The 22,136-nt window shown below is 46.5% G+C and carries 15 protein-coding genes; 8 read left to right on the forward strand and 7 right to left on the reverse strand.

From position 1 onward, the window contains the following. Positions 1 to 655 precede the first annotated feature (655 nt). The 3 genes from ACSAZK_RS01000 to ACSAZK_RS01010 all read right to left on the reverse strand — a co-directional run bounded on the left by ACSAZK_RS01000 (position 656) and on the right by ACSAZK_RS01010 (position 4,495). Entirely contained in the window at positions 656 to 1,774 is a 1,119-nt protein-coding gene (locus ACSAZK_RS01000; protein ID WP_440955580.1) for an AI-2E family transporter, read from the reverse strand. Positions 1,775 to 2,138: 364 nt separating this feature from the next. Beyond that, complete coding sequence (locus ACSAZK_RS01005; RefSeq protein ID WP_440955581.1) at positions 2,139 to 4,208, reverse strand: phosphoadenosine phosphosulfate reductase domain-containing protein; 2,070 nt, start codon at positions 4,206 to 4,208, stop codon at positions 2,139 to 2,141. Then, the gene (locus ACSAZK_RS01010) at positions 4,205 to 4,495 is read right to left on the reverse strand and encodes a hypothetical protein (protein WP_440955582.1); all 291 of its coding nucleotides are present in this window, start codon (positions 4,493 to 4,495) and stop codon (positions 4,205 to 4,207) included. The genes ACSAZK_RS01005 and ACSAZK_RS01010 overlap by 4 nt, the downstream gene beginning before the upstream one ends. Before the next feature lie 252 nt (positions 4,496 to 4,747). On the opposite strand from ACSAZK_RS01010, the gene ACSAZK_RS01015 reads away from it, so the two are divergent. After that, positions 4,748 to 6,046 carry an NAD(P)/FAD-dependent oxidoreductase gene (locus ACSAZK_RS01015; protein WP_440955583.1) on the forward strand — a complete coding sequence of 433 codons (1,299 nt, stop codon included), beginning with the start codon at positions 4,748 to 4,750 and terminating at the stop codon, positions 6,044 to 6,046. A gap of 706 nt (positions 6,047 to 6,752) precedes the next feature. On the opposite strand, the gene ACSAZK_RS01020 is transcribed toward ACSAZK_RS01015, so the two are convergent. Continuing rightward, the gene (locus ACSAZK_RS01020; protein ID WP_440955584.1) at positions 6,753 to 7,814 is read right to left on the reverse strand and encodes a tyrosine/phenylalanine carboxypeptidase domain-containing protein; all 1,062 of its coding nucleotides are present in this window, start codon (positions 7,812 to 7,814) and stop codon (positions 6,753 to 6,755) included. A gap of 401 nt (positions 7,815 to 8,215) precedes the next feature. Between ACSAZK_RS01020 and ACSAZK_RS01025 the strand changes: the two genes are divergently transcribed. From ACSAZK_RS01025 to ACSAZK_RS01055, 7 genes are all read left to right on the forward strand, one after another. Then, positions 8,216 to 9,466 (forward strand): Glu/Leu/Phe/Val family dehydrogenase, encoded by a 1,251-nt coding sequence (locus ACSAZK_RS01025; protein WP_440955585.1) that lies wholly within the window; start codon positions 8,216 to 8,218, stop codon positions 9,464 to 9,466. Between the two features lie 130 nt (positions 9,467 to 9,596). Further along, positions 9,597 to 9,752, forward strand: a complete 156-nt coding sequence (locus ACSAZK_RS01030; protein WP_440955586.1) for a rubredoxin — start codon at positions 9,597 to 9,599, stop codon at positions 9,750 to 9,752. Positions 9,753 to 10,822: 1,070 nt separating this feature from the next. Further along, positions 10,823 to 11,611: a helix-turn-helix transcriptional regulator gene (locus tag ACSAZK_RS01035; RefSeq protein ID WP_440955587.1), complete on the forward strand. Its 789-nt coding sequence runs from the start codon at positions 10,823 to 10,825 to the stop codon at positions 11,609 to 11,611. Between the two features lie 98 nt (positions 11,612 to 11,709). Further along, a complete protein-coding gene (locus tag ACSAZK_RS01040; RefSeq protein WP_440955588.1) occupies positions 11,710 to 14,277 on the forward strand; it encodes a histidine kinase dimerization/phosphoacceptor domain -containing protein in 2,568 nt (855 codons plus the stop codon). A gap of 12 nt (positions 14,278 to 14,289) precedes the next feature. Beyond that, entirely contained in the window at positions 14,290 to 14,703 is a 414-nt protein-coding gene (locus ACSAZK_RS01045; protein WP_048178693.1) for a response regulator, read from the forward strand. A 1,196-nt stretch (positions 14,704 to 15,899) separates the two neighbouring features. Next, positions 15,900 to 16,355, forward strand: a complete 456-nt coding sequence (locus ACSAZK_RS01050; protein WP_440955589.1) for a response regulator — start codon at positions 15,900 to 15,902, stop codon at positions 16,353 to 16,355. 415 nt (positions 16,356 to 16,770) lie between these two features. Beyond that, positions 16,771 to 17,400, forward strand: coding sequence for a DnaJ domain-containing protein (locus tag ACSAZK_RS01055; protein WP_440955590.1), 630 nt, complete (start codon positions 16,771 to 16,773; stop codon positions 17,398 to 17,400). Between the two features lie 110 nt (positions 17,401 to 17,510). Here ACSAZK_RS01055 and ACSAZK_RS01060 read toward each other — a convergent pair whose 3' ends face one another. The 3 genes from ACSAZK_RS01060 to pap all read right to left on the reverse strand — a co-directional run bounded on the left by ACSAZK_RS01060 (position 17,511) and on the right by pap (position 20,852). Further along, entirely contained in the window at positions 17,511 to 18,101 is a 591-nt protein-coding gene (locus ACSAZK_RS01060) for a GDYXXLXY domain-containing protein (RefSeq protein WP_440955591.1), read from the reverse strand. After that, positions 18,098 to 19,246, reverse strand: coding sequence for a DUF2157 domain-containing protein (locus tag ACSAZK_RS01065; protein WP_440955592.1), 1,149 nt, complete (start codon positions 19,244 to 19,246; stop codon positions 18,098 to 18,100). The genes ACSAZK_RS01060 and ACSAZK_RS01065 overlap by 4 nt, the downstream gene beginning before the upstream one ends. A 94-nt stretch (positions 19,247 to 19,340) precedes the next feature. Continuing rightward, entirely contained in the window at positions 19,341 to 20,852 is a 1,512-nt protein-coding gene (gene pap / locus ACSAZK_RS01070; protein WP_440955593.1) for a polyphosphate:AMP phosphotransferase, read from the reverse strand. Between the last annotated feature and the right edge of the window lie 1,284 nt (positions 20,853 to 22,136).

A 22,136-nucleotide genomic window follows, 5' to 3' on the forward strand; every position in this document is an offset into this window, starting at 1 on the left:
GAGACCGAAAAAGAGTGCGGGATCTAACTTCACAAAATTCAAATTTTTTTTAGGATCGCTCATAAGCTTTATTTTTAATGGAAACGTTAGAAAAAACCGGACGACAACGGCAAAATTGTTAGAATAGTAGTGGATAGGAGCCCGATGTTCCCACTTTCCGGCTCCTACCAATGATCCAACCCATGAGATTGAGAGGAAACCCTTTAACTCTCAATCTACGTTTTTTATAAGTACGTAGAAATATATATCATAACCGCTTCAAATTCAATGCGCCCTTTAAACGATTTAATTTTACTGAATATTATAAAGGTATGAAAATATTCAATGCCGTTAAATTTTTTGAATTAAACTTCATGAAGATGGATTGCCCAGCAGCAAAAACCATGTCATGTGGCATCATTGAATCCCGGCTCGGCCAGGGAGAATACTGATAGCTTTCGGGATCTCAGGTAACTCCCAGGATTCCCCTAAGTCCCAATCTTCCAGGTAAGCGCAGGTCATGCCTGCCTTTAAGCCCCCTTTACCGGGCTTTTTCCCTTTTACAGGAAAAGGAAAAACGGGGTAGTTCAGCACAATAGAGGGAAAATAAAGTAAAGACAGTAAAGAAAATAAAGACTCTTTACTGCATCAGGACTCTTTACTGCATCAGGACTCTTTACTGCACCTTTTCACACGTCTCTTTCTTACAGGTGTACCCCAGGTTCTTGAGGTTTGGGTCGGCTTTTTCCACAAGCTCGGGATGCATGGTCTCCTGGTAAACCCTGTACGCCGCCACCAGGGCTCCGAGCAGGATCGGAGCTGCAAAAAAGCCCGCAACCCCGCCAACAAAAGCCCCTCCCAGGAAAGCAAGCATCAGGAACATGGGATGGATGTTGGACTTTAGACTGGTCAGGTAGGGGCGGAGGATCAGTTCGGGGGGGCCGTAGATGACAAGAGAGGAAACCACGAAGAAGATGAGCGCACTCTCGAAACCCTGGTCAAAGTAGCGCAGCACCGTCAGGGGGACGAGTACCATATACCCGGCAAAGAGAGGAATTATCGATGCTATGAAGATAAGGGTTGCAAGCGCAAGCACATGGGTAAGCCCGAAAGCGTAGAAAACCACAACGGAAGTCACACTTACAATCAGGGCTGCATAGGCGTTTCCTATGAAGATGCCGGTCAGGATCAGGTCCAGGTGGGATGCATATCTATTTACGGTACCCTGGTATTCCTCAGGCACGACTGCAAGGAAGGCGCAGTAAAGCCTGTCCCCATCGGAAAGCAGAAAGTAGCAGAGGATTATGGAAACGATGAAATTTATGACGAACAAACTTATGCTCTGGGCATAGGAAATAATTCCTATCCCCCCGATTGCAGGGAGAAGCGAGGAAAAAAGGGACCAGACAGCCGAATTAATCTGTTCGAGGTACCTCCCCGGGATTTCCAGAGCACTCACAAAATCAAAGATACTGCCGATGACCACGGTCTGGTTGTCAATGACCCAGGAAATCTGGTGCAGGATCTCAACAACACCTGCTCCGACAATGAATATGATGGGGACGAAGATGCAGGTACTGGCGACCAACGACCCTAATTTCTTATACCTTTTGAACTTCATGCGGATAGGTCTGGCAATATAAGCAAACACAAGCCCCAGCACGACCCCGTCTGCCAGAGGGATCATGATTAAAAAGGCGAAATACAAAAGCACAGCTATTACCAGGGCCGCTGCGATCTTCCAGCGGCTTTCAATCAGCTGGCTAACTCCGTCATAGGGTTGATTGAACTTCATTTTCTTTACCGGGATAATTACTTTCTTCCGGAGGGGTTTACTTATTTCCGGAAAGATAATTTCGTTTACGAAGATTATAAGATAATTCGGTTACGAGGATTCACACGATAATTCGGTTTATGAGAATTTATACGATTGTATCGTTCACCATAATCCATTCGATAATTCAGTTTACGAGAATTTATGTGAGGATTCAGCCTGCGATAATTAATTTTTAAAACACCTACCTCTGCCAAAGCCTCAGACATTATAGAAATATAATTATAACCTATTTAAAAATATAACAGTATTCCTACCTGCCCAGTCCTCTGCCGCATTCCCATTGATTCATAACCAGTATTTGATCAGTATTAATACAGCGTTCTTAGATTTTTAATTTTTCATCGAAGTCCGGGACAAGCCTGTCGAAATACCTGGTCACCACACAGGCTTCCGTACATTTGCCGCACCTGATGCAGGCATCACTTACGCGTACCTCATTCCCATTGACTGAAACCGCACCCACGGGGCAGGCTTTCTCACAGATCCCGCAGCCGGTACAGCGGGAAAGCCTTGCGAACTGTTTTGCAGTCTCCTTAAAAAGGGAAACTGCCCTGGGTTTTGTGTCCGAGCTTACCAGCAGGTTCCCATTCGAAAAGAACTTCACAGTCCCTGAACCGCTCCTTACGAGTAGCATGCCCAGTTCTTCCGCCCGGACCACCGGGCCAAGCACGTTCAGAAATTCGGCAGCTTCCTTCAGCCTGACCCCTTTTACCCCGGCTTCCACGGAAAAGCCCCCTGCTTTGCAGGGAGAAATCCCGGAAACAACCTCGATTTCAAAAGCTTCGGCATTTTCTTCCGGAAGGACAGAAATTCCCAGCTCTTCGGCCAGTTTCAGCATCTTGGGAGGCAGCTCTTTCCAGCGCCAGAACCCGTGCTCAACGAATTTTTCCGAAAGCCCCAGGTTTTTTGCCCAGGCAAGGAGAAAAACATTCCACTTCTCATGCATCTCAGGGTGCAGTTCCTTTACCCTGGCGTATTCAGCCGCAAGGGCCGACGGGCAGAGCCAGCAGCCGACCCTTTCAAAGCCCTGGTCATACAGGGGGTTGTAAGCCAGCTTCCGCCAGTGGATATAAAGCCAGACCTCAAGCGCCCTCCAGTCCCGGATCGGGAAGATGTTGAGCTGGTTCGGGACAAAGGGGTTCGTTTCACTGGCTGCGATCTTTGCCCGTGAAAAAGACTCGTGCTTCCTTTTCCCGTCAACGGTCAGGTATGCCACGGCGTCTGCGCCGTGCCCGGCTTTGCGGGCAGCTGCTTCAATTCCGGCCCCGGAACGGGATGCTCCGGTTCCGGTTCCGGACAGGGCCCTTTCAGTTCCTTTCCCGCGGCCATTTTTCCCTGCCTCAATATCCCCTGCGGATGCCAGCTTGCAGACCTTGCAGCACCAGCGGAAATCTTTTGCAGGGGGCCCGAACCTCTCCACATTCTCCCAGAAAGCATCTCCCGAGTTCATTTCCTCGTATGGGATACCCTGCTCCCGGCAATACTCCCTGGCAAACTCGACCGTTTCCGGAAACTCGATCCCGGTGTTCACGAAAAATGCCTTGAATTCTCTTTTCTTGAGAGCGGCCCGGGTAAGGTCAAGCACCACAAGGCTGTCTTTTCCCCCGCTGAAGGAGACGTAAACCGGCAACTTCCTGTACTCATTCCTATTTGCAATTCCCCGGATGGCATTGATGGCATTTTTCCCGAGGGCCTGGAGATGTTTCCGGTTCGCCTCGATGCAGGAGGCCATGGAAGGGACTTTCTCATGAAGAAACTCCTCCGAACTGTCGATTTTTCTTACACGGAGGACTTTTTCGCCTGAATCTTTTTTAGAGTCAAATTCCGAACCGTCTATGTAAGAAATCCCGTATCCGCTCAGGCTGCCCGCAGTCACGAGCACGAAGTCCCCTGCCCTTATGTCCCTGGAAAAAGACTCCACCTGCCCGGCGTCCACGTTTTTTCCGTTCAGATGCCTGTTTTTCGTCTTTTTCAGCTCGACTTTTTGTCCTGCTCCGTGCTGCAGGAGTAACTTTGCTCCTTCCACGGAGGGCTCAAACACGTAGTCCATTTTCGAAAGCTCGAAGCGGAGCACCCCAAAGTGCAGCCCGTCCACGATGATTTCATCGGTCTTGTCCTCACCAGGGATTTTGTTCAGGAGGATTATCCGGTTCCCCAGGGGGTCGCAGCCGAAAGCCGAAATAAGCTGCTCTGCCAGGACTTCCCGTTCGTAGGGGGAACAGAAACGGACATCTGCCGGCTGGGAAAGGGTTATTGGAAAACCTTTCGTGCCGCAAATCCCGCACTCTTCCCCTATCAAAGGCAGGTTGCACTCCCTGCACCAGAAAATGCTGTCGTTTTCGTACTCGAAACGCCTGCCGGCTGGATTTCCGGATGCACCCTTATGAGTCAAGGACTCCTTTCGCCTATTCCTGTTTTCCTGGCTGCGCTCCTTTGTAAAAGAAGAACTGCCGGATTTATTAGAGGTTTTTTTCCTTGAAGCCTGAACCTTCTTGTCAGTATTTTTGTCAGTATTTTTGTCAGTATTTTTGTTAGTCTTCTTGTCATGAGGCCGGGGACTTTTATTTCCCGGAGCGTTTCCCGGCCTTTTCGGGCGAGGAGATCGGAACTTGTCTTTTTTCTGCGGCATGGGAAGCACTGGTCTGATTCAAAGAAAACGGTTAAGTACGTTATCTTCAATTTTTCAGGAAGGATATGTTTATCGGTATATCAATATTGTGAAGATCAGTCATTATGAAGTTAATAAAATTACGAAAATCATTTGTTGCGAAATTATGAAATTACGAAGATCCTGTATTCTTAAAATCATGATATTACAAAGATCAATATCCTGACGGAAAGCAATTCGCTAAACTTCAGATTCAATTATTACCTGCTACCTGTATATATATTTGCAGAGAAATAATAAATTTATTACTCGAAGGCCACAAAATGAATTACGATGTAGTTGTCGTGGGCGCCGGCCCGGTGGGTTCCACCGCTGCCCGGTATGCCGCAAAGCATGGGGCAAAGGTCCTCCTTGTAGAAGAGCATTCCTCCATAGGCTCGCCTGTAGGCTGTACCGGGCTCCTTAGCACAAGAGCGGTTGCGGAATGCGAGCTCAGGCCTTCGGACGAGTTCGTGTTCAATTCCATTCGGGGGGCTTTTGTCCATGCTCCCGACGGGCAGTGCCTCCCAATCGACGGGAAACAAACCAAAGCCTATGTGGTCTCCAGGAAAAACTTCGACCGCATTCTGGCAACCCTGGCAGTCGAAGCAGGAGTTGAACTTTCCCTCAGGACAAAGGCTGTAGGGCTTGAACACGCAGAGCTTGAACATTCAGGGCTCGAAAAAGCAGACCTGAGAGCCGAAAATGAATACGAAAAAGAAACTGCCAGAAAAGAAGGCAGGAAAAAAGATCCTTTTGTAAAACTAAAGGTCCTAAGGAATGGCAAACCCGAAGTCATAAACGCGGGGGTGGTGATAGGAGCAGACGGGGTGAAAAGCCGGATAGCCCGGTATGCGGGACTGGGGATGCCAAAACGTGTGCTACCGGGGATCCAGGTCGAAGCCCCCTACGCCTCCGAGGACAGCGCCTTTGTCGAACTTTTCCCGGGTTTTCAGGCCCCCGGTTTTTTTGCCTGGTCCGTGCCCGTGAACGAAAAGATTTCCAGAATCGGGCTTGCCGTGGAACCCGGAATGCTGGGGCAGGGGGAAACGCCCGTTTCCTGCCTGCAGAAGTTCCTCGATTCAAACCCCCACGTAAAAGCCAGGTACGGTGGGGGCATGCTGGATTTCGTGGTGGGAGGTATTCCCATCGGCCCCCCGGAGAAAACATCAACTGACGGGGTACTTGTGGTAGGAGACGCTGCCGGACAGGCAAAACCCACCTCCGGGGGAGGAGTCTATCCCGGAGCCCTTGCCGCCAAAATTGCAGGAAGAGTCGCCGCCGAAGCTGCCCTTGAAGGAAACACCGGCTCAGGAAGGCTTTCCGAATACGACCGGCTCTGGCGAAAAGCCCTTGGAAAGGAACTTGAAATCGGCATGAAAGTCCATGACCACATAGGAAAACTGGAAGACAGGCAGCTGAACGAACTGATAGCTTCCCTGAACACCCCCTCAATCCTTGAGACAATCACGGAATACGGGGACATGGACCACCCCTCGGTCGTACTGAAAAAGCTCGTGCTCTCCGGAAATTCCCTGCGCCTGATGAAAGCCTTCGGGACCTTTTTAAGGACTTGTTTTTGAAAAAAGAACCTGCGACCTCCAGCCATTTTAAAGATCTGTCTTAAAAATCCGAGTAACCGTTTAGATGGCAAACCCGTGCCCACCCCACGCTCGACGCAGGCGAGCGGCCTTTCCTTGAAAATAATTGAAAAGAAACAGATTTTTCACCAGGAGAAGCAATCTTACGATTAATTTGCTAAATATTCTATAAAGTAAATTTTGAAGTGTATTGTGATAACCAAAAAGTGCATCCCGATGACTGAAAACTACATTTCGATAATCAAAAAGTGTATCCAGATGACTGAGAAGTATATTCTGATAACTGAAAAGTGCATCCCGATGACTGAAGAAAGGTATTATGATAACCAAAAAGTGTGCCTGAATGACTGAAAAAAGGATTCCAATATAAAAAGGCAAAACGTGTCCTTTTTTTTGATTGATCTCTTAAAACCAAAGCGGCCTGAATGCCGTCCTCAACCGATTATTAAGTCCTCTTGAGGGAGCGAAGCGACCGAAAAGGACCGCGTGCTGTTGCACTTGCAGTGCAACTCCCAGTAAATCTTCGATTTACTGCGATCCCGAAGCGCAATTCGGGTGGGAAAAGCCGGCCGCCTTCGGTGCCCGGTGAGGGGCCGGGGTTCTGAAAAGTAAGGAGAAAAGGAGAGTCGGTCTAAGAATATATTTTTCGCACTTATGACATCACTGCATTTTCATCACTGCATTTTCATCACTGCATTTTCATCACTGCATCCTGAGCCGGAAGCTCCATTTCGGGAGGGTAGCGCGGCATTTTCAGGAAACCCCGTTCGAGCAGGTCCCGGGCCATTTCAAAGTTTTCGAGGCCGATTTTTCCGCAATACAGGGTTTTCAGGGCAGTGGATTTTGAGGGCCGGGTTTGCAGGAAGTCGCTGACTTTCAGGAAGCCACTCAGGTAGATGTAGTCTTTTGTGTAGCCTCCGGGAAGGGATGTGTCTATCATTCCTCTTTTGACCCGCTGGGTAATCGTGTAGGCTTTTTCCGGGGGGAAGTGCCGGAGCATTTCTTCGAAAATTTCGGAAAAGGAGGCATGAGGGACCATTGAAGCTGCTATTACCCTTGCGCTGTATTTCTTGAGGGTTTCAGGGTCCAGAAGGCCATTTGCGTATTCATTGTAAACGGCGAGCCCTTCTTCGGTTTCACTGTAGCCCGGAAAACCGGAGAGGAAAATAGTAAGGGGCTGCCTTTTCCCGTTTTCAGCCCTGAAAACATGGGTGCGGATTTCGTGGTAGAGGTAGCGTTTGATACTATTTTCGGAAAACCGGGCGGAAAGGTCAACGTATACTTCCCCCCGGGTGGAGTTGACAGCCAGCTTCGCCCCACCTTCAAGGAAGGGCCTGACTTCCCATTCCAGACCGTAAGCCCGGAGTTCGTTTTCAAAAATCCCGCGGACCGCAGCCGGGTCCAGGTTTTCAGGCTCGTCCGCAACCTGAAACATCCTGAGATTTCTTCCAGCCTCCCGGAGGACCTTTTCTGAGGGGGGTCCGAAATAAGATACAAGCTCAGGCCCGAAAGCGGGAGAATCCCTGTGCTTCAGGAGTTCAGCCAGTTTCCGGAGCCTGTCAATTTTTTCGATGTAAAAGGGAGCAAAGAAAGAAGCCCTGCAGTTTTCAAGTTTACCCCTTATCCGCCCCATTTTCCTGCAAAACTCCCCGACTTCCGGACCCGGCTCCTCGTATTCAAAGACAGGGTCGTAGGATTTGCCAGCGGTGTATGCCTTCAGGAACTTTGCCCTTTCCCTGCCCCCATTCACCGGGTTTATGTAACGCAGGATATTCAGCTGCTTTTCAATGTCAAAGAGGCGCCAGTCATGTTTAAGGACGCAGGCCTCGGACAGTAAATCGAATTCTATAATGGCTACTCCCCCGTAAATTTCAGTTCATTCACCGTAAATTCCAGTTCAGCCGCCGGAAATCCCTTTTCAGCTGGTTCCCAGGAACTGATAATTAATCCCTTTCGGACCGATAATTAATCCCCTTCAAGACAGATACTTAATCCCCGGTCTACTATTTGCTATAAACTTATAAAAAGAAAATGCTGATTCTAAATTTTTGCATATTCTAAAAAATCAGGAAAGGATATTGAACCGGGGGTTTGACCGTGGTTCCAATACCTATTTAACGCCCGGAATCCCATTCTTCTGTGGGGGTAATTATGAATTCGGATCCCAATCTTCTTAATGATGTGAAGGACCATGTATGCACCTGTGCCGAAGGTCTCAAGTTCACTCCTGATATCGAAGAATTCCTGAAAATACCCATGAGGGAACTCTATGTTTCCCTGCCGATCAACATGGATGACGGTTCGATAAAGGTTTTCAAGGGTTTCCGGGTCCAGTACAACGAAGCTCTGGGGCCTACCAAAGGGGGGATCCGCTTTCACCCGGAAGAGACCATCGAGACGATCAGGGCCCTTGCAGCCCTCATGACCTGGAAGTGCGCACTGCATGAACTGCCCCTGGGAGGAGCAAAGGGAGGGATCATCTGCAACCCCAAAGAACTGTCCCACCTGGAACTTGAACGCCTGAGCCGGGCGTATATCCGGGGGGTCTATCAGATCATAGGGCCGGATAGGGACGTGCCTGCCCCTGATGTTTACACGAACCCCCAGGTCATGGCCTGGATGATGGACGAGTATTCGAAGCTTGCAGGGAAAAACGTATTCGGAATCATTACCGGAAAGCCAACGAGCCTTGGAGGTTCCGCAGGCAGGTACGATGCAACAGCCCGGGGGGGCTGGTATGCAATAAAAGAAGCCGCCAAAGAGCTTGGACTGGAGCTAAAAGACGCAACTGTTGCCGTGCAGGGTTTCGGGAATGCCGGGTATCACGCAGCTTATCTTGCCAAGAAACTCTTCGGCTGCAGGGTCGTTGCGGTCAGTGACAGCAAAGGCGGGATCTACTCCGAAAAAGGGCTTGACCCGGAAGACGTGTCAGGACACAAGGTCTCCACCGGCTCTGTGCTCGGCTACCCGGGATCCACGAACATTACGAACGAAGAAGTCCTGGAACTGGACGTGGACATCCTGATCCCGGCAGCCCTTGAGAACGTTATAACCGAAGAGAACGCAGGCCAGGTAAAAGCAAAAATCCTGGCTGAACTTGCCAACGGCCCCACCAGCAAAGATGCCGAACCAATCCTTTTGACGAATGAGGTGCATGTAATCCCGGACATCCTCTGCAACGGGGGCGGGGTAACCGTGTCCTATTTCGAAATGGTCCAGAACCAGTACAGTATGCAGTGGGACGAGGAAGAAGTTCAGGAAAAGCTTTCCAGAAGAATGAAAAAAGCCTATCATTCGGTTCTTGATTTCTCGAGAAGAAACAACATAGGTATGCGCCAGGCGGCCTACACCCTTGCCGTGGGCAGGGTCGTTGAAGCCATGCAGCTCCGGGGCTGGATCTGAGAATAGGGAACTGACAGCCGATCCGGGGTATGGGGCTTCAGACCCATTGAAACCTATCCGGTTTATCATATCCGGTTTATCATATCAGGCTTATGAAATCAGGTTCGCTTAAACTTAAAAGGTGATTCAAATGTACAGATGCCTAAACTGCGGGTACATCTACAACCCGACTTGTGGGGATTCCGCACAATCCATATCCCCAGAAACACTTTTCAAGGAACTTCCCAAGTCCTGGAAATGCCCGCGCTGCGGGGCTCCGAGGGAAAAGTTCGAAAAGATGCTCTGAAGATAATTTGAAACGATGTTTGAAGCATTGTTCAGGTAATATAGTCCCGGACGCAAATACTTACACTTATATTATACGCATAAAAATTTGATACTTTGATGGGCGCTGGGATGACCAGAAAATATATTTCAATAACCATGAAAGGTATTGGGATGACTAAAAAATATATTTGAATAACTATCCAGGGTAGCGGGAAGTCCGAAAAAACATATCGGAGAATAAAAATAAGGATTCCTGGAAAAATGCCTGCCAAAAAATTCAAAGACAGAAACAAATTCAAAAACAGAAAAGAATTGATGGAGGGGCCTGAGGGTTGTGACATAAAATCCCACCGCCACAACCTTCAGGTTATTTTTCAATGCATTTGCTGGGGTTCAAAAGAGAAGCATGAAGAACTGCCTCCATTTCTGGTTTGGCCAGTTTCTTCCTAGCTCTCATTTTCTCAGGCGGGCCCGTAAAGAGCCGAACTGCACTCCCACGTGCGAGCCGACTTTTTCCGTTCTTCCTGAGATGTTTTTTCCCTTTTTTTTAGGATGCAATTTTTTTGACTTTCGTCTTTTGAACTGTTTTTAGTACCAGTTAGTCGTTTAAACCGTTTAGACCGTTTTTTGTGCCATATTGTTGTTTAAACCGTTTAAACCGTTTTTAGTGCCAATTTTTTGAAATAATCTAAGTCAATATGCCGGGATTTCTCCTGGCAATTTGTTTGTGCCGGATAGGTATTCCCTTCCAGTTCCTGATCAATTATAGGGCCTGTATATTATATAGCCCAAACCATGATGCTCTTTCCGAACTTTAGGGTCAAAGTGAGGGGGATAGGAAATTGGACAAATGAGGTGGAAATGGACGGATGAGTGGAAAATGCCAGGGTGAACGGATATTTCAACGCCTTTAAAATTTTCAATGCCATTCATGAAGCTACCTTATCCCAAAATCAAGCAGTTATTTTTGCTTGCCTTTTATCCCTTTTAGATTACCTTTTACACCGTTAACTTTTTCTATATTTCATTTATTTTCCGATTAAGAACACAATTTTTAAATAAAATGATTCTTATAAAATATCTTTCATAATGAGTTCTTCCCTGAGTGATACAATCTGGCTTTCTGAAAAAAGGAAAAACTTGCTCCTTTTACTGATGGAAGGGCCTCGGGACATCGAGCAAATAAAAGCCTCTCTTAATGTGACTTCAAAAGCGATGATGCCCCAGATAAAGATCCTGAAAAAGCAGGAGCTGATTCTTCAGGTCGAGGAAGTGTACGAGCTGTCGGAGATTGGGAAACTGGTAGTTGGAAACATGCTCCCTCTTCTGAACACGTTTGAAGTCCTTGAGGACAACAAAGGGTACTGGGCAAGCCGGGACATGAGTGCCATACCCGAAGACCTATTTATGCGCCTGGGGGAACTCGGGGAATGCATGGTAATAGAGCCCGACCTGAACCATATGTTTGACCTCCCCCGAGAATTTACTGAAAACCTTGCGAAATCCAGGTGCATCATGAGTTCTCTTTCCTATTATCATCCCCTTTACCCTTCACTTTATTCGAAACTTTCACAGAGTGACGCGGAAGTGGAAATCGTGGTGACGGAAGCAGTATTCGAGAGACTGAAAACCGAATCTCCGACCGAACTTGGAGTACTGCTGAATTCCGGAAATACGGTAGTGAAAGTCTTTAGTGAAAAAAGCCTCAGGCTTCCCACAATTGCTGTCACCGATCGTTTCATGTACATCTGTCTTTTCGACAAGCAGGGAAAATACGATCACAGAAAGGCAATGAGCTTCGATGCAAGTGCAGTTCGCTGGGGCAGAGAACTTTTCATGCATTACAGGGGGTTATGCCGGGAAGTAACCGGTGTATAAACGCTATCGTTCGTCAAAGCCGTGAAATGGTAACCTGTTTTTCGTCGTTCTTTCGTCATTCAGTCCAGTTGGCCATCAACTGGCGGGAATTTGGTACAATGAGGTTCAAAAACGTCCCCTTAAAATCAAAGCTGGTTCTTTTTATTGTCGTAGGGGTTTTTCTTGTCCTGGCCGTGTCTACGGCAGTCATTATCGGCACGGTGACCTCCCAGGAAGAAGACCTTGCTTACCGGAAATCCGTCGAAATGGCGAGCAACTATGCGAACCAGTTTGACAGTAATATGCAAGCCAACCGGGCAATTGCGAACACTCTTGCCCTCACGATGGCCGAGTATGAAGGCGCCGACAGGGAAGAAGTGGAGAATATCCTGAGAAGGGTCCTTGAAGAAAAACCTAACCTGATCGGGGCTTATGTTGGGTTTGAACCTAACGCTTTTGATGGCAGGGATGCGGACTACGCGGATACCCCGGGCTACGACTCCACGGGAAGGTTTGTCCCTTACTGCAACAATATCAACGGCCCCACGATTATCGAGCCGCTTGTTGACTACGAGAGCTCTGACTATTACCAGCTGCCAAAAAGCACGAATAAAGATATCCTGACCGAGCCTTACTTTTATGAAGGGATATTCATGGTAAGCTATGACTCCCCCATCATCCGGGACGGGGAGTTTGTGGGGATAGCAGGTGTTGACGTCCCTCTGGAATATCTGGATGATGTCATAAGTGATATCCAGGCTTTTGATACGGGCTATGCTTTCATGGTAAGCAATACGGGAATTTTTCTCTCCCACCCTACCAATAAGGAATGGATCGGAAAAAGGAGCCTCCGTGATTTTGAAGCGGAAGAGGTCCTTGCCGCAGCAGAAGATATTCAAAATGGTGTGGGAGGGCATATTGAAACCACCGACCCCACCACAGGAAAGAACGTTATAATGTTCTACGAACCTGTTAAGACAGGGGAGTTCGCATTCGTCCTGGCAGTCCCCAAAGAAGAAATGCTGGCCGGAGTGACGGCTCTCCGGAACAGGCTGCTTATAATCTCTGCAATCTCAATTCTTTTCATGGCTGCCCTTGGCTACATGATTGCCAGGTCCATTACAAAGCCCATAGACGAAATAGTTGAAGACTTCAAGAGCATCGCCGAGGATGCCGTTAAAGGAAAACTCGATGTAAGGGCGGATACCGATGTGGAAGTTGACTTCCGGGAAATCCCGAGGGGCCTGAATAAGATCCTTGACGCGGTAATCGTCCCCATCCGGGAGACCATGAGGGTGACCAATGCCCTTGCGGAAGGGGAACTGAAAGAAAGGGTCAATGCGGACCTGCAGGGGGAGTTCAGAGAACTCGGGGATACCCTTGACAAGTTCTCGGAAACCCTTAATGCGATAATCGATGACTCAAATACAGTCCTTACTGCCTTCCAGAATAACGATTTTAAGCGCGGCATCGAGGTCCACGGGCAGGGGGACTTCAAACTCCTGACCGACGGGATAGAAGAAACCCGGGAAGTGCTTGATAGGGTAACAACCCAGCGCATGAAGACAGAAGAAGCCCTGCTTGCCTATGCACTGGAGCTTGAGCAGTCCAACAAGCTTAAAGAAGAGATGGAGAATATTATCAACAACAGCCCGGTGATTGTTTTCCTCTGGAAATACGAAGACATGTGGCCGGCGGAATTCGTTTCCGAAAATGTCTCCAGGCTGGGCTACAGTCCCGAAGATTTCACCTCCAAAAGGCTCCTCTACGGGGAAATAGTCCACCCGGATGACCTGGTCAGGATGAAGGAAGAACTCTCCAAAAACGTGGAGTCCAGCTGTGATGTTTATAATTCGGAATACCGGATCCTTACGAAATCCGGGGAACCGCGCTGGGTTGATGAGAGGACTTTCATCCAGAAAAACCATCTTGGAGAAATCCGGCTGCAGGGTATCATTCTGGATATCACGGAGCACAAGAAAGCCGAAGAGACCCTTCTCAAGATGGAGGAAATCCGGAAGAAGGAAATCCACCACCGGATTAAGAACAACCTGCAGGTAATTTCAACCCTGCTTTACCTGGAATCCGGGAATTTCCTGGACGAAAAGACAATCGGGGCTTTCAAGGACAGCCAGCACCGGGTCAAGTCCATGGCCCTGGTTCACGAAAAGCTCTACCAGTCCGAGGACATGGTAAGCGTGGACTTTGCGGACTATATCCGGAACCTTACCGATTATCTCTTCCAGTCTTATTCCGTAGGAGTGAGGGAAATAAGCTTGAAGCTTGATGTGGATAACATTTTCCTTGGGATGGACACTGCTATCCCCCTGGGGATTATCATCAACGAACTGGTTTCGAACTCCCTGAAACACGCTTTTGCGGGAAGGGACTGCGGAGAGATCAGCATCAGCCTGAAAAGGGATGAATGTGAATCTTTAGATAAAGCATCTGGCGCCCGGGGCGAGCAGCAGGCAGGGGAAGCCGAAGAGTGTTTCTTGCTTACTGTCAGAGACAGCGGCGTGGGCTTCCCGGAAGCCATTGATTTCAGGGATACGGAATCCCTGGGCCTTCAGCTGGTAGTTAACCTTGTCGATCAGATAGAAGGCGTTGTAGAGCTTGAAACGAGCAGGGAAGGCACCGAATTCAAGATAAGGTTCGGGGAGTTAAAATACAGGATCAAAGTATGAAAGGAGTTTAAAATGGCCGAAGGAAGGATTCTTGTTGTTGAAGACGAGCACATAGTTGCAATGGGCATAAAAAAAATGCTTAAGAGCCTGGGATATCAGGTCACGGGGATAGCTTCCTCAGGGGAAGACGCTATCAGTAAAGCCGAAAGCACTTTCCCGGACCTTGTGCTTATGGACATCATGTTGAAAGGAAACATTGACGGGATCGAAGCCGCCCGGGAAATCATAAAACGCTTCGAACTCCCCGTGGTCTATCTCTCTGCATATTCCGACAGCCAGATCCTGGAACGGGCAAAGCAGACAGGGCCTTTCGGCTATATCGTCAAGCCCTTTGAAGAAAAAGACCTGCACAGCAGTATCGAAGTGGCGCTGCACAGGCATGAAGTGGAAAAAAAGAAGCAGGAAGAAAATCCTGACAGTACGTAACCCTTAATATCAGGCTTTCGACAGCAACCCGGAGTACAGGATTAAGTTCCAGTGCTCCGGGTCGGGTTACTATAGTCTATAGTCCCGAACGTAAGTATTTACACTTATTTTATTAACCACGGACGATACGGAAAGCACGGAAGGATTGTGCCCCTATTTCCTTTATTCCGTGTTTTCCGTACTTTCTGTGGTAAACTTTCACTTGAGCTTGGTGAAGGAATTTGGGGCCTTGACTATAGTTGCTATAACCGAGTTGCTATAACCGAGTTATTATATTCAGTTAACCGGGTCCAGTAATTCCTAATGCATTTATTATTCAAGTGAGTGTAGAAGGGAACTGGCAGAACATCTTCAATAGTTGGCTAAGTGTTCTTTCTTTTAAATCCTCTTTTTTTCATGTGTTTCCTTAAGGCTGTACCACGTCAGACCCGATCTGAAGAGTGAATGCCTGAAGATGAATTTTAATGCCTTTAAAAATTATAACGTAATGAAAATATCCCATGGCACTGGAAATGTCAGCCCTCATGCGCCAGGAACATGGCCCTTTTCAAATCCCTTCCCCACCGAAAGAGCACCACAAAGCAGGTTATATAGATTTATTTCTATAAAAACAACCTGTAGGAGATAATCCAATCCATTAAGAAATAACCCAATCTATTAGCTCTTGAAATTCAGAATGATTCACCCCTTCCTGGGATTTTGTTTTTCCACCTTTCATGATGTTATGGGCCTCTCCAGGCTCCGGGGAATAAAAATAGCCTCCCGAAAATGGAGGTAAATAACGCAATCAGGTGTCAGGATGGATGTCAGGCCGGACGTTAAGTTGTAGGTAGGTTGGAATTAAGCTGGATGTAGGCCGACATGCAATAATTCCGGGAAACGGAAAGGACGCGGAATATATGGGCCGTTTTCAGTGCTGAATTATGTGGATAAAACCCTGGTGGATAAAGCTTTATCGGGACCGAAAATGGCAGGATAAAGGTTCTGGCAGGCAAAAGAGGGGATATAAGCAAAGATCTCCGGATTTCCCAATTAACAGGAGGAGGAAAATATCCCTACGATGGTTTCCGAAAGTAAGGCTCCATGCCTTCATACTAAGAATTTCTGGGAAATGAAGGGAAGATGGTGTATGATTCGGGCAGGGAAACCGGGTTTAACATTTCAACGAGAGGGAGAACAGATAAAGGTGTAAATTAATGAAAGGGAAAAAGATTCTTGTCGTTGAAGACGAACACATAGTTGCAATGGGAATAAAGAGAATGTTAAAGAGCCTGGGGTGTCAGGTTACGGGCATAGCTTCCACAGGGGAAGACGCAGTCTGCAAGGCTGAAAGCACCTTTCCTGACCTGGTACTTATGGACATCATGCTCAAAGGTAAGCTTGGTGGACTGAAAGCTGCAGAAGAGATCCAAACCAGGTTCAATACCCCTGTAATATACATTACCGCTTGCTCCGATAAAAATATCCGGGCACAGGCCGAAAAGACGGGAGCTTTTGGCTATATCACCAAACCTTTTGATGAAAATGAGCTGGCCGACAGTATAGAAACAGCTTTAAAGAACCATGAAGCTGAAAAGAAAAGCAGTAACATGAAGACATTTCCTGAATTAATAATTTCCCTGCCCTCAGACTTAGTTCCTGAGGGGCAATAGTTGTCCCCTGTCGGCACACCTGCTAACCTTAAGAAAAAATAAAACGTGTTTCTGAAGCTGTAATTTCATGGCTCTTTTTCTGCTATCCTTTTCTCTTCTTCCGAGCCTATTTTTTGCTTTTTGTACTGGTTTTTTCAGTTATTCAGTATTTTATCTCATTTTCAGTTATTCAGTATTGTGTCTCATTTTCAGTTATTCAGTATTTTATCTCATTTTTTTTGATTCAGCAAAACGTCTTTAAGATTATTTTCAGCAAAATGTCTTTAATACCTTATTCAGCAAAACATCTTTAATACCATTCGATAAGTTTATAATATTCAGGTGAAAATTAGCGCTTTAAATTTTATTGATTTACTTTTAAATTCAATAATGATTAGTCCTGGATCACTCCATAAATTGGGTGTCAGGCTTTTGAATGTTAGGTCCTGAATTTGATTATCCCGGTACAATCATGGTCGTAAACGATTACTACAGGGTTCTGGAGATTTCGGAAAATGCCTCTGCAGAGGAAATAAAAGCCGCCTACCACAGGCTTGCCTTTAAATACCACCCCGACAGGAACAACAGTGCGTATGCCGAAGAGCAGATGAAGAATATAAACCAGGCGCATGATATTCTTTCTGACCCGAAAAACCGGGCTGAATATGACCGGGAAAGGAGATTCGGACCAGGTTTTTCGGGCCGGAGCAGTTACTCGGAACCCCGGGAGTACACCTGGAGAAAAGAGTATACCTGGACGTGGGAAAGGCAAAGTGGAACAGGCAGGACTTCAGGCAGAAAAGAATGGGGCAGTTATCCCGGAGGTCCCGGCAGCAGAACTTCGGCAGCTGGCCGTGGAAAAACACCTGGCTGGCAGGCTGGAAGGCGCAATTCGAACCCTGGAATCCTGGATATAATCATACGCATTCTTGGCATCCTGGCCGCCATCTGGATTATTCTTCTCCGGCCAATGCTGATTATTTTCCTTTTGATTCTACTTGCACTTATTCTTGCGTTCTGGGTCCTGATAATTGAAATACTCCGGATGCTGAGAGGGAGGAGGTAAAAACGTGCAGGGCGAAGGGTTTAAAGTAAAAAATACAGGATGATCGCATTGTAAAAAGAAAGGGACCGCAGAATAACGGGCCCTTACAAACCGGCTTTCAAACCAGTGTTTTAAAACGTCACCTTTTCTCCATCAATCAGCAGCTCCTTGATTATGGCATTTCCCTGCCTGTCAAGCACGACCCTTACATCCACCCGTTTTCCTTTCCACTGCTGCGTTTCGATCTCCCGGCCCCGACCTTCAGGCACAAAATAGCTCTCAATGCCGTACTCGACCCGGATTTCGGAAACAGATGTTCTCCGGGGCACAGGAGGTTCTTCGTGAGGCACTTCTTCCGCGGTGGGTTCATAGTCGTATGTTATACTTTTCACGGTCCCTTTGATGTAAAGCTCACCTTCCGGCGGGGTCCTGTATATTTTTTTGGGCACTCCGTAGCCGTCTTCAAGTTCCATCGCCAGGTATATCCGGTCATCGTATTCGAAATCGGCGGATTCGGCCGGGACCTCGTCAAGATCAAGGCGGCTGATCTCGTAGTTAAGGACCACGTAGTCCCCCCTGAACATATCCCTGGGGTCTACAGGTACTGTTTTAAGAAGCAACTCCTCCCCTGTCCGCAGGGTATACTCCTTTGAGGCGATGAGGCCTGCGAAAATAAGGAGCCAGATGGCGAAAGTTATATAGAGGATTTTCTTCGGGTTCATGCCTTTTCTCTCCCGAACCGGGCCTTGAGTTCTCTTCTTTTTCGCTCAAGGAGTATACTGATTGCAAGCATTACAAGGCCTCCTGCAATGAAAAAGAGGGACCTTGGCAGCATTTCCCAGAAGAAATCAAAGTACCGGGCAATGATAAAGGGAATGAACCAGAACATTGCGGTATTGATGGTCCCCATGTTTTCGCTGCTGTAGCCGGTATAGAGCAGCATAATAAGCACCCCGAGAAAGATAACATTGAATACTATCATGTAGGTTTTTTCATGTTCGGGGTAGTAGCCCGTGACAAGGCTCATGCCGAGCAGGAGCAGCACCAGTATGAAGATTCCCGCATCGGTCTGATAGCTGCTCAGCCGGGCGCGCAGGCTTGAGGGGAGCAGCAGGAGCAACAGCCCGGTTGCGATGGCTGCATAAATTATGGGAGTTATTTTTCCAAATTCATAATTTAGACGGAATGTGTGCAGGAACAAAAAGAGGAGGGTTGCCTGCAGCCCTATGAATTTGTAGGGCCTGGCAGCAGACTTTACCCTTTCGAAGAGTTCGTGGAGGGTTCCGGCCAGATAGAGGGCAAGCCCCTGCAGGAGAAAGAGGTCCAGGATATCAATTGCCCCTTCGAGCCTCCGGTTTTCGCTGTACAGCAGTCCGCCCCATATAAAAAATAGTAGAGAACATAACCCCGCACTTGCGGTGGAGCGGTACCCGTACACCAGGGGAAGCGAGCCCAGCAGCCAGATAAGCACCAGAAAATGGGAATTTGCATTAACATTATAGATCTGGGCGATAAGAAAGACACTGGCCCCGAAGAAGATTGCCGATAAAAAGAGAAGGGCAGATCCCAACTTCGGGTACTCCTGCTTTTGGTATCGGAGGTGGTAGCCTGAGAGATGTATCCCAAGGGTACTTCCCACAAGGAGCAGCGTTTTTGCGTAATCCGGGATCCCATTCCAGTGAGAGGCTATAAAGAGAATGGCACCGACACCGATTAAGATTGTGCCGATTACCGAAAAAGCAATAATCTGTCCTTTTGATTTGTGCTCTTCCCTGTATTCGGCTAGATCTTCGGACATTTTCCGTGCCTGTTCCGGGTTTATCGTGCCGTTGTCCACCCATTTTCGGATCAGGTCTTCATCGAACATATAGAATTATTTGTTGGGGACTTGAAATAGTTTTCTATTAATTATCAAATAATTCGATTTGATGCCCTGTCTGGCAGCTAATTTCTACTGCAAATCAGGACTTAAGTTCTTTTTCCAGCGTTTCAGCCACGGTTTTCAGGACCTTTATCCTTGAATAGTACTTGTCATTGGCTTCCACGACAATCCAGGGGGCATAGCTTGTGCTGGTCTTCTGGAGCACCTCTTCTGCAGCGTCTACGTAAGCTGCCCATCTTTCCCGGTTTCGCCAGTCTTCAGGGGTGATTTTCCACTGTTTCCGGGGGTCCGCCATTCGGCCTTCGAAGCGTTCGAGCTGAGTTTCCCGGTCGATCTGGAGCCAAAACTTGAGGACAATTGCTCCCGAATTTGCCAGGACTTCTTCGAACTCATTGATTTCCCGGTAGGCTCGCTTCCATTCATCTTCACTGCAGAGCCCTTCTATCCGTTCCACCAGGACTCTCCCGTACCAGCTCCGGTCGTAGATGGTCATGTGCCCGGCTTTTGGAATTCCCTCAAAAAAGCGCCAGAGGTAGTGGTGGGCTTTTTCGATGTCGTTTGGGGCCCCTACTGGGACCACCCTATAAAGCCTTGGGTTCAGCTCCTGGACCAGGCGGTGGATGTCTCCCCCCTTGCCTGCCGCATCCATGCCTTCAAAGACGATTACCAGAGAACGCTTCTGCCTGAAAAGTTCGTACTGGAGTTCGCGGAGTGTGTTCTGGCACTGTTTTTTGGATTCCTTATACTCATCCGATAAAAGCGCTTTTGAAAGGTCTGTCTTTTCCAGCAAGGAACCGTTAAGGTCTAGTGTTTTGGAGGTCGCGATGTTCAGGTATTTGATGGTCTGCTGCCCTGGTGTCCTGGTAACCTTTTCTATATGCTCCCTGACAACCCGGATGACAGTGCTGAAGATTTTAAGGGTTGCAAATTTCCTGTCATTTGCCTCCACAATTGTCCAGGGGGAATGGGGAAAGTCGGTCATTTCCAGGACCTTTTCTACCACAGGCAAATACCTGGAGTATTCATGAATGAAGTCAAGTTCCTCTCCGCCGGCATCTTCGTATTCGTCCACGATCAGGGGGATATTGTTCTTGCGGATTTTCTTGAAGCGCTCTTTCTGTTCCTTCTCGCTTATATGGAGGAAAAATTTGAGGATAAGGTAGCCGTCTTCGGAAAGCTGGCGTTCGAAATAATTGATTTCCTTCAGACAATTTTCCAGGGCCTTATCAGAACTTTCTCTTCCGTACTTTTCGATAATTGCCCGGCTGTACCAGCTCCTGTCATAGATTGCAATTTTGCCCCTGACCGGGATATTGGTCCAGAAACGCCTGAGAAAAGGTTTCAGGGCTTCCTCATAGCCAGGCTTTACCATTGTGTGAAAGTCATATCCTCTGGGGTCCAGGGGCAGGATGAACCTGTTAATGTCCTCTGCAATCCCCGAGGCATGCCAACCCTCAAACACAAGAATAATCGGGATTTTTAGCTCCCAGGCCTGGCGCTGGAGCTCTCCAAGTTCCTCTTCCAGGGAGTCCAGGCTCTCCTTATAATCTCCGTTTTTCACGCTCATTGACAGGTCGATATTCTCTAGCATAACCGGGTCTCACAGGAAATAATTAGTAAATTAATTGGAATAGGGTATCTGCCCTTAAATAAATGCTGATTGCCATAAGAAACAAAGAATGTGTGAAATAAATAGTCCTGTTGTTTTATATCCTGTTATTTTATAAATCCTGCCGGCGGGTCACCAGGTTAAGTGCAGTAGGGCAAGATGATATATTGTTCTTAAATTATATATGGGGATTTATATTAATAAGGATTTTATTATATAATAAATATACTATATATGTTGAATATTGTTACAGTTGCCCATTATATACAATAGTCTGACATTTTAATTCAAAATGTCACTTCTAAATTGAAAAAGTGGCAAAATTTAGCAAGTATGTGTTTTTGGGATATCTAGCATCTGATAGTCTAGCTCATTCAATGTGGAAAGCAATATATAAATATAGCTCAATAAAAATTATGGATATATAGAAATCTATGCTTGCCTACAAACCAAAATAAAAATAAATATGGAGTTTTGATTATTAATAGTTAAAAATTCCAATATATGCGAGTATATGACTGCCTATTCATATGAGGATGTATTTAATAGATGCTGAACTTAGATGTGTTATAATTAATATATAATTATGTGTATTATATATAGCAGTTCCCAATACAAAAGTCATAAGAAAGAAGTATTAAATAGAAAATATATACTATGATATACACATATTATATGTGTATTAGGGATCTGAATGATATAATGTAAAAAAATACCTCACTAACATATATAATATAGCAGGTAACTAGTCATATATATTATAGAGGATGTCTACTAATTTGCATACTGGCATCAAAGATAATAATGTATTATTTAAAACATATGATATAAAACACATATTGAAAATTAATTGATTTTTCAAGGCAATTTGACCTTAAATAATAATATATGAATGGATATGTGTATGAGGATGAATATTAAATATCCAAGTTACTATTAAGACTTAGGATTAGATACAATTCAAAGAAATATGTAGTACACAATATTCATTTATATAACTCTGCTTAAAATTATTACATACCTTAAACAATATAGAATGAAAATTCAATTATACAAATAGAGTTATTTTAAAAAACAATTTAAATTTGCCTATATTTATATAACGTTTTTTGAGCTTATAACGCTAGACTATTTTGTAAAAAATGAGTCAAGTACACATAGTAATAAATAGTAAAATTTTACAGTAATTAAGTCCTTGATGGCGATTTATCCCAATAATAACTATGGACCCAGGGATCTCAATTAAGCATATTCACATAACATATA

Origin of the sequence: Methanosarcina sediminis, from assembly GCF_052056915.1 — an archaeon.
Lineage (GTDB): Archaea > Halobacteriota > Methanosarcinia > Methanosarcinales > Methanosarcinaceae > MTP4.

Bases quoted from the DNA above. Each gene is read 5' to 3' on its own strand.
- pap (WP_440955593.1), bottom strand. From the start codon at position 20,852: ATGCTAGAGAATATCGACCTGTCAATGAGCGTGAAAAACGGAGATTAT.
- ACSAZK_RS01060 (WP_440955591.1), bottom strand. From the start codon at position 18,101: ATGAACCCGAAGAAAATCCTCTATATAACTTTCGCCATCTGGCTCCTT.
- ACSAZK_RS01035 (WP_440955587.1), top strand. From the start codon at position 10,823: ATGAGTTCTTCCCTGAGTGATACAATCTGGCTTTCTGAAAAAAGGAAA.
- ACSAZK_RS01065 (WP_440955592.1), bottom strand. From the start codon at position 19,246: ATGTTCGATGAAGACCTGATCCGAAAATGGGTGGACAACGGCACGATA.
- ACSAZK_RS01000 (WP_440955580.1), bottom strand. From the start codon at position 1,774: ATGAAGTTCAATCAACCCTATGACGGAGTTAGCCAGCTGATTGAAAGC.
- ACSAZK_RS01055 (WP_440955590.1), top strand. From the start codon at position 16,771: ATGTTAGGTCCTGAATTTGATTATCCCGGTACAATCATGGTCGTAAAC.
- ACSAZK_RS01030 (WP_440955586.1), top strand. From the start codon at position 9,597: ATGTACAGATGCCTAAACTGCGGGTACATCTACAACCCGACTTGTGGG.
- ACSAZK_RS01025 (WP_440955585.1), top strand. From the start codon at position 8,216: ATGAATTCGGATCCCAATCTTCTTAATGATGTGAAGGACCATGTATGC.
- ACSAZK_RS01045 (WP_048178693.1), top strand. From the start codon at position 14,290: ATGGCCGAAGGAAGGATTCTTGTTGTTGAAGACGAGCACATAGTTGCA.
- ACSAZK_RS01040 (WP_440955588.1), top strand. From the start codon at position 11,710: ATGAGGTTCAAAAACGTCCCCTTAAAATCAAAGCTGGTTCTTTTTATT.
- ACSAZK_RS01015 (WP_440955583.1), top strand. From the start codon at position 4,748: ATGAATTACGATGTAGTTGTCGTGGGCGCCGGCCCGGTGGGTTCCACC.
- ACSAZK_RS01050 (WP_440955589.1), top strand. From the start codon at position 15,900: ATGAAAGGGAAAAAGATTCTTGTCGTTGAAGACGAACACATAGTTGCA.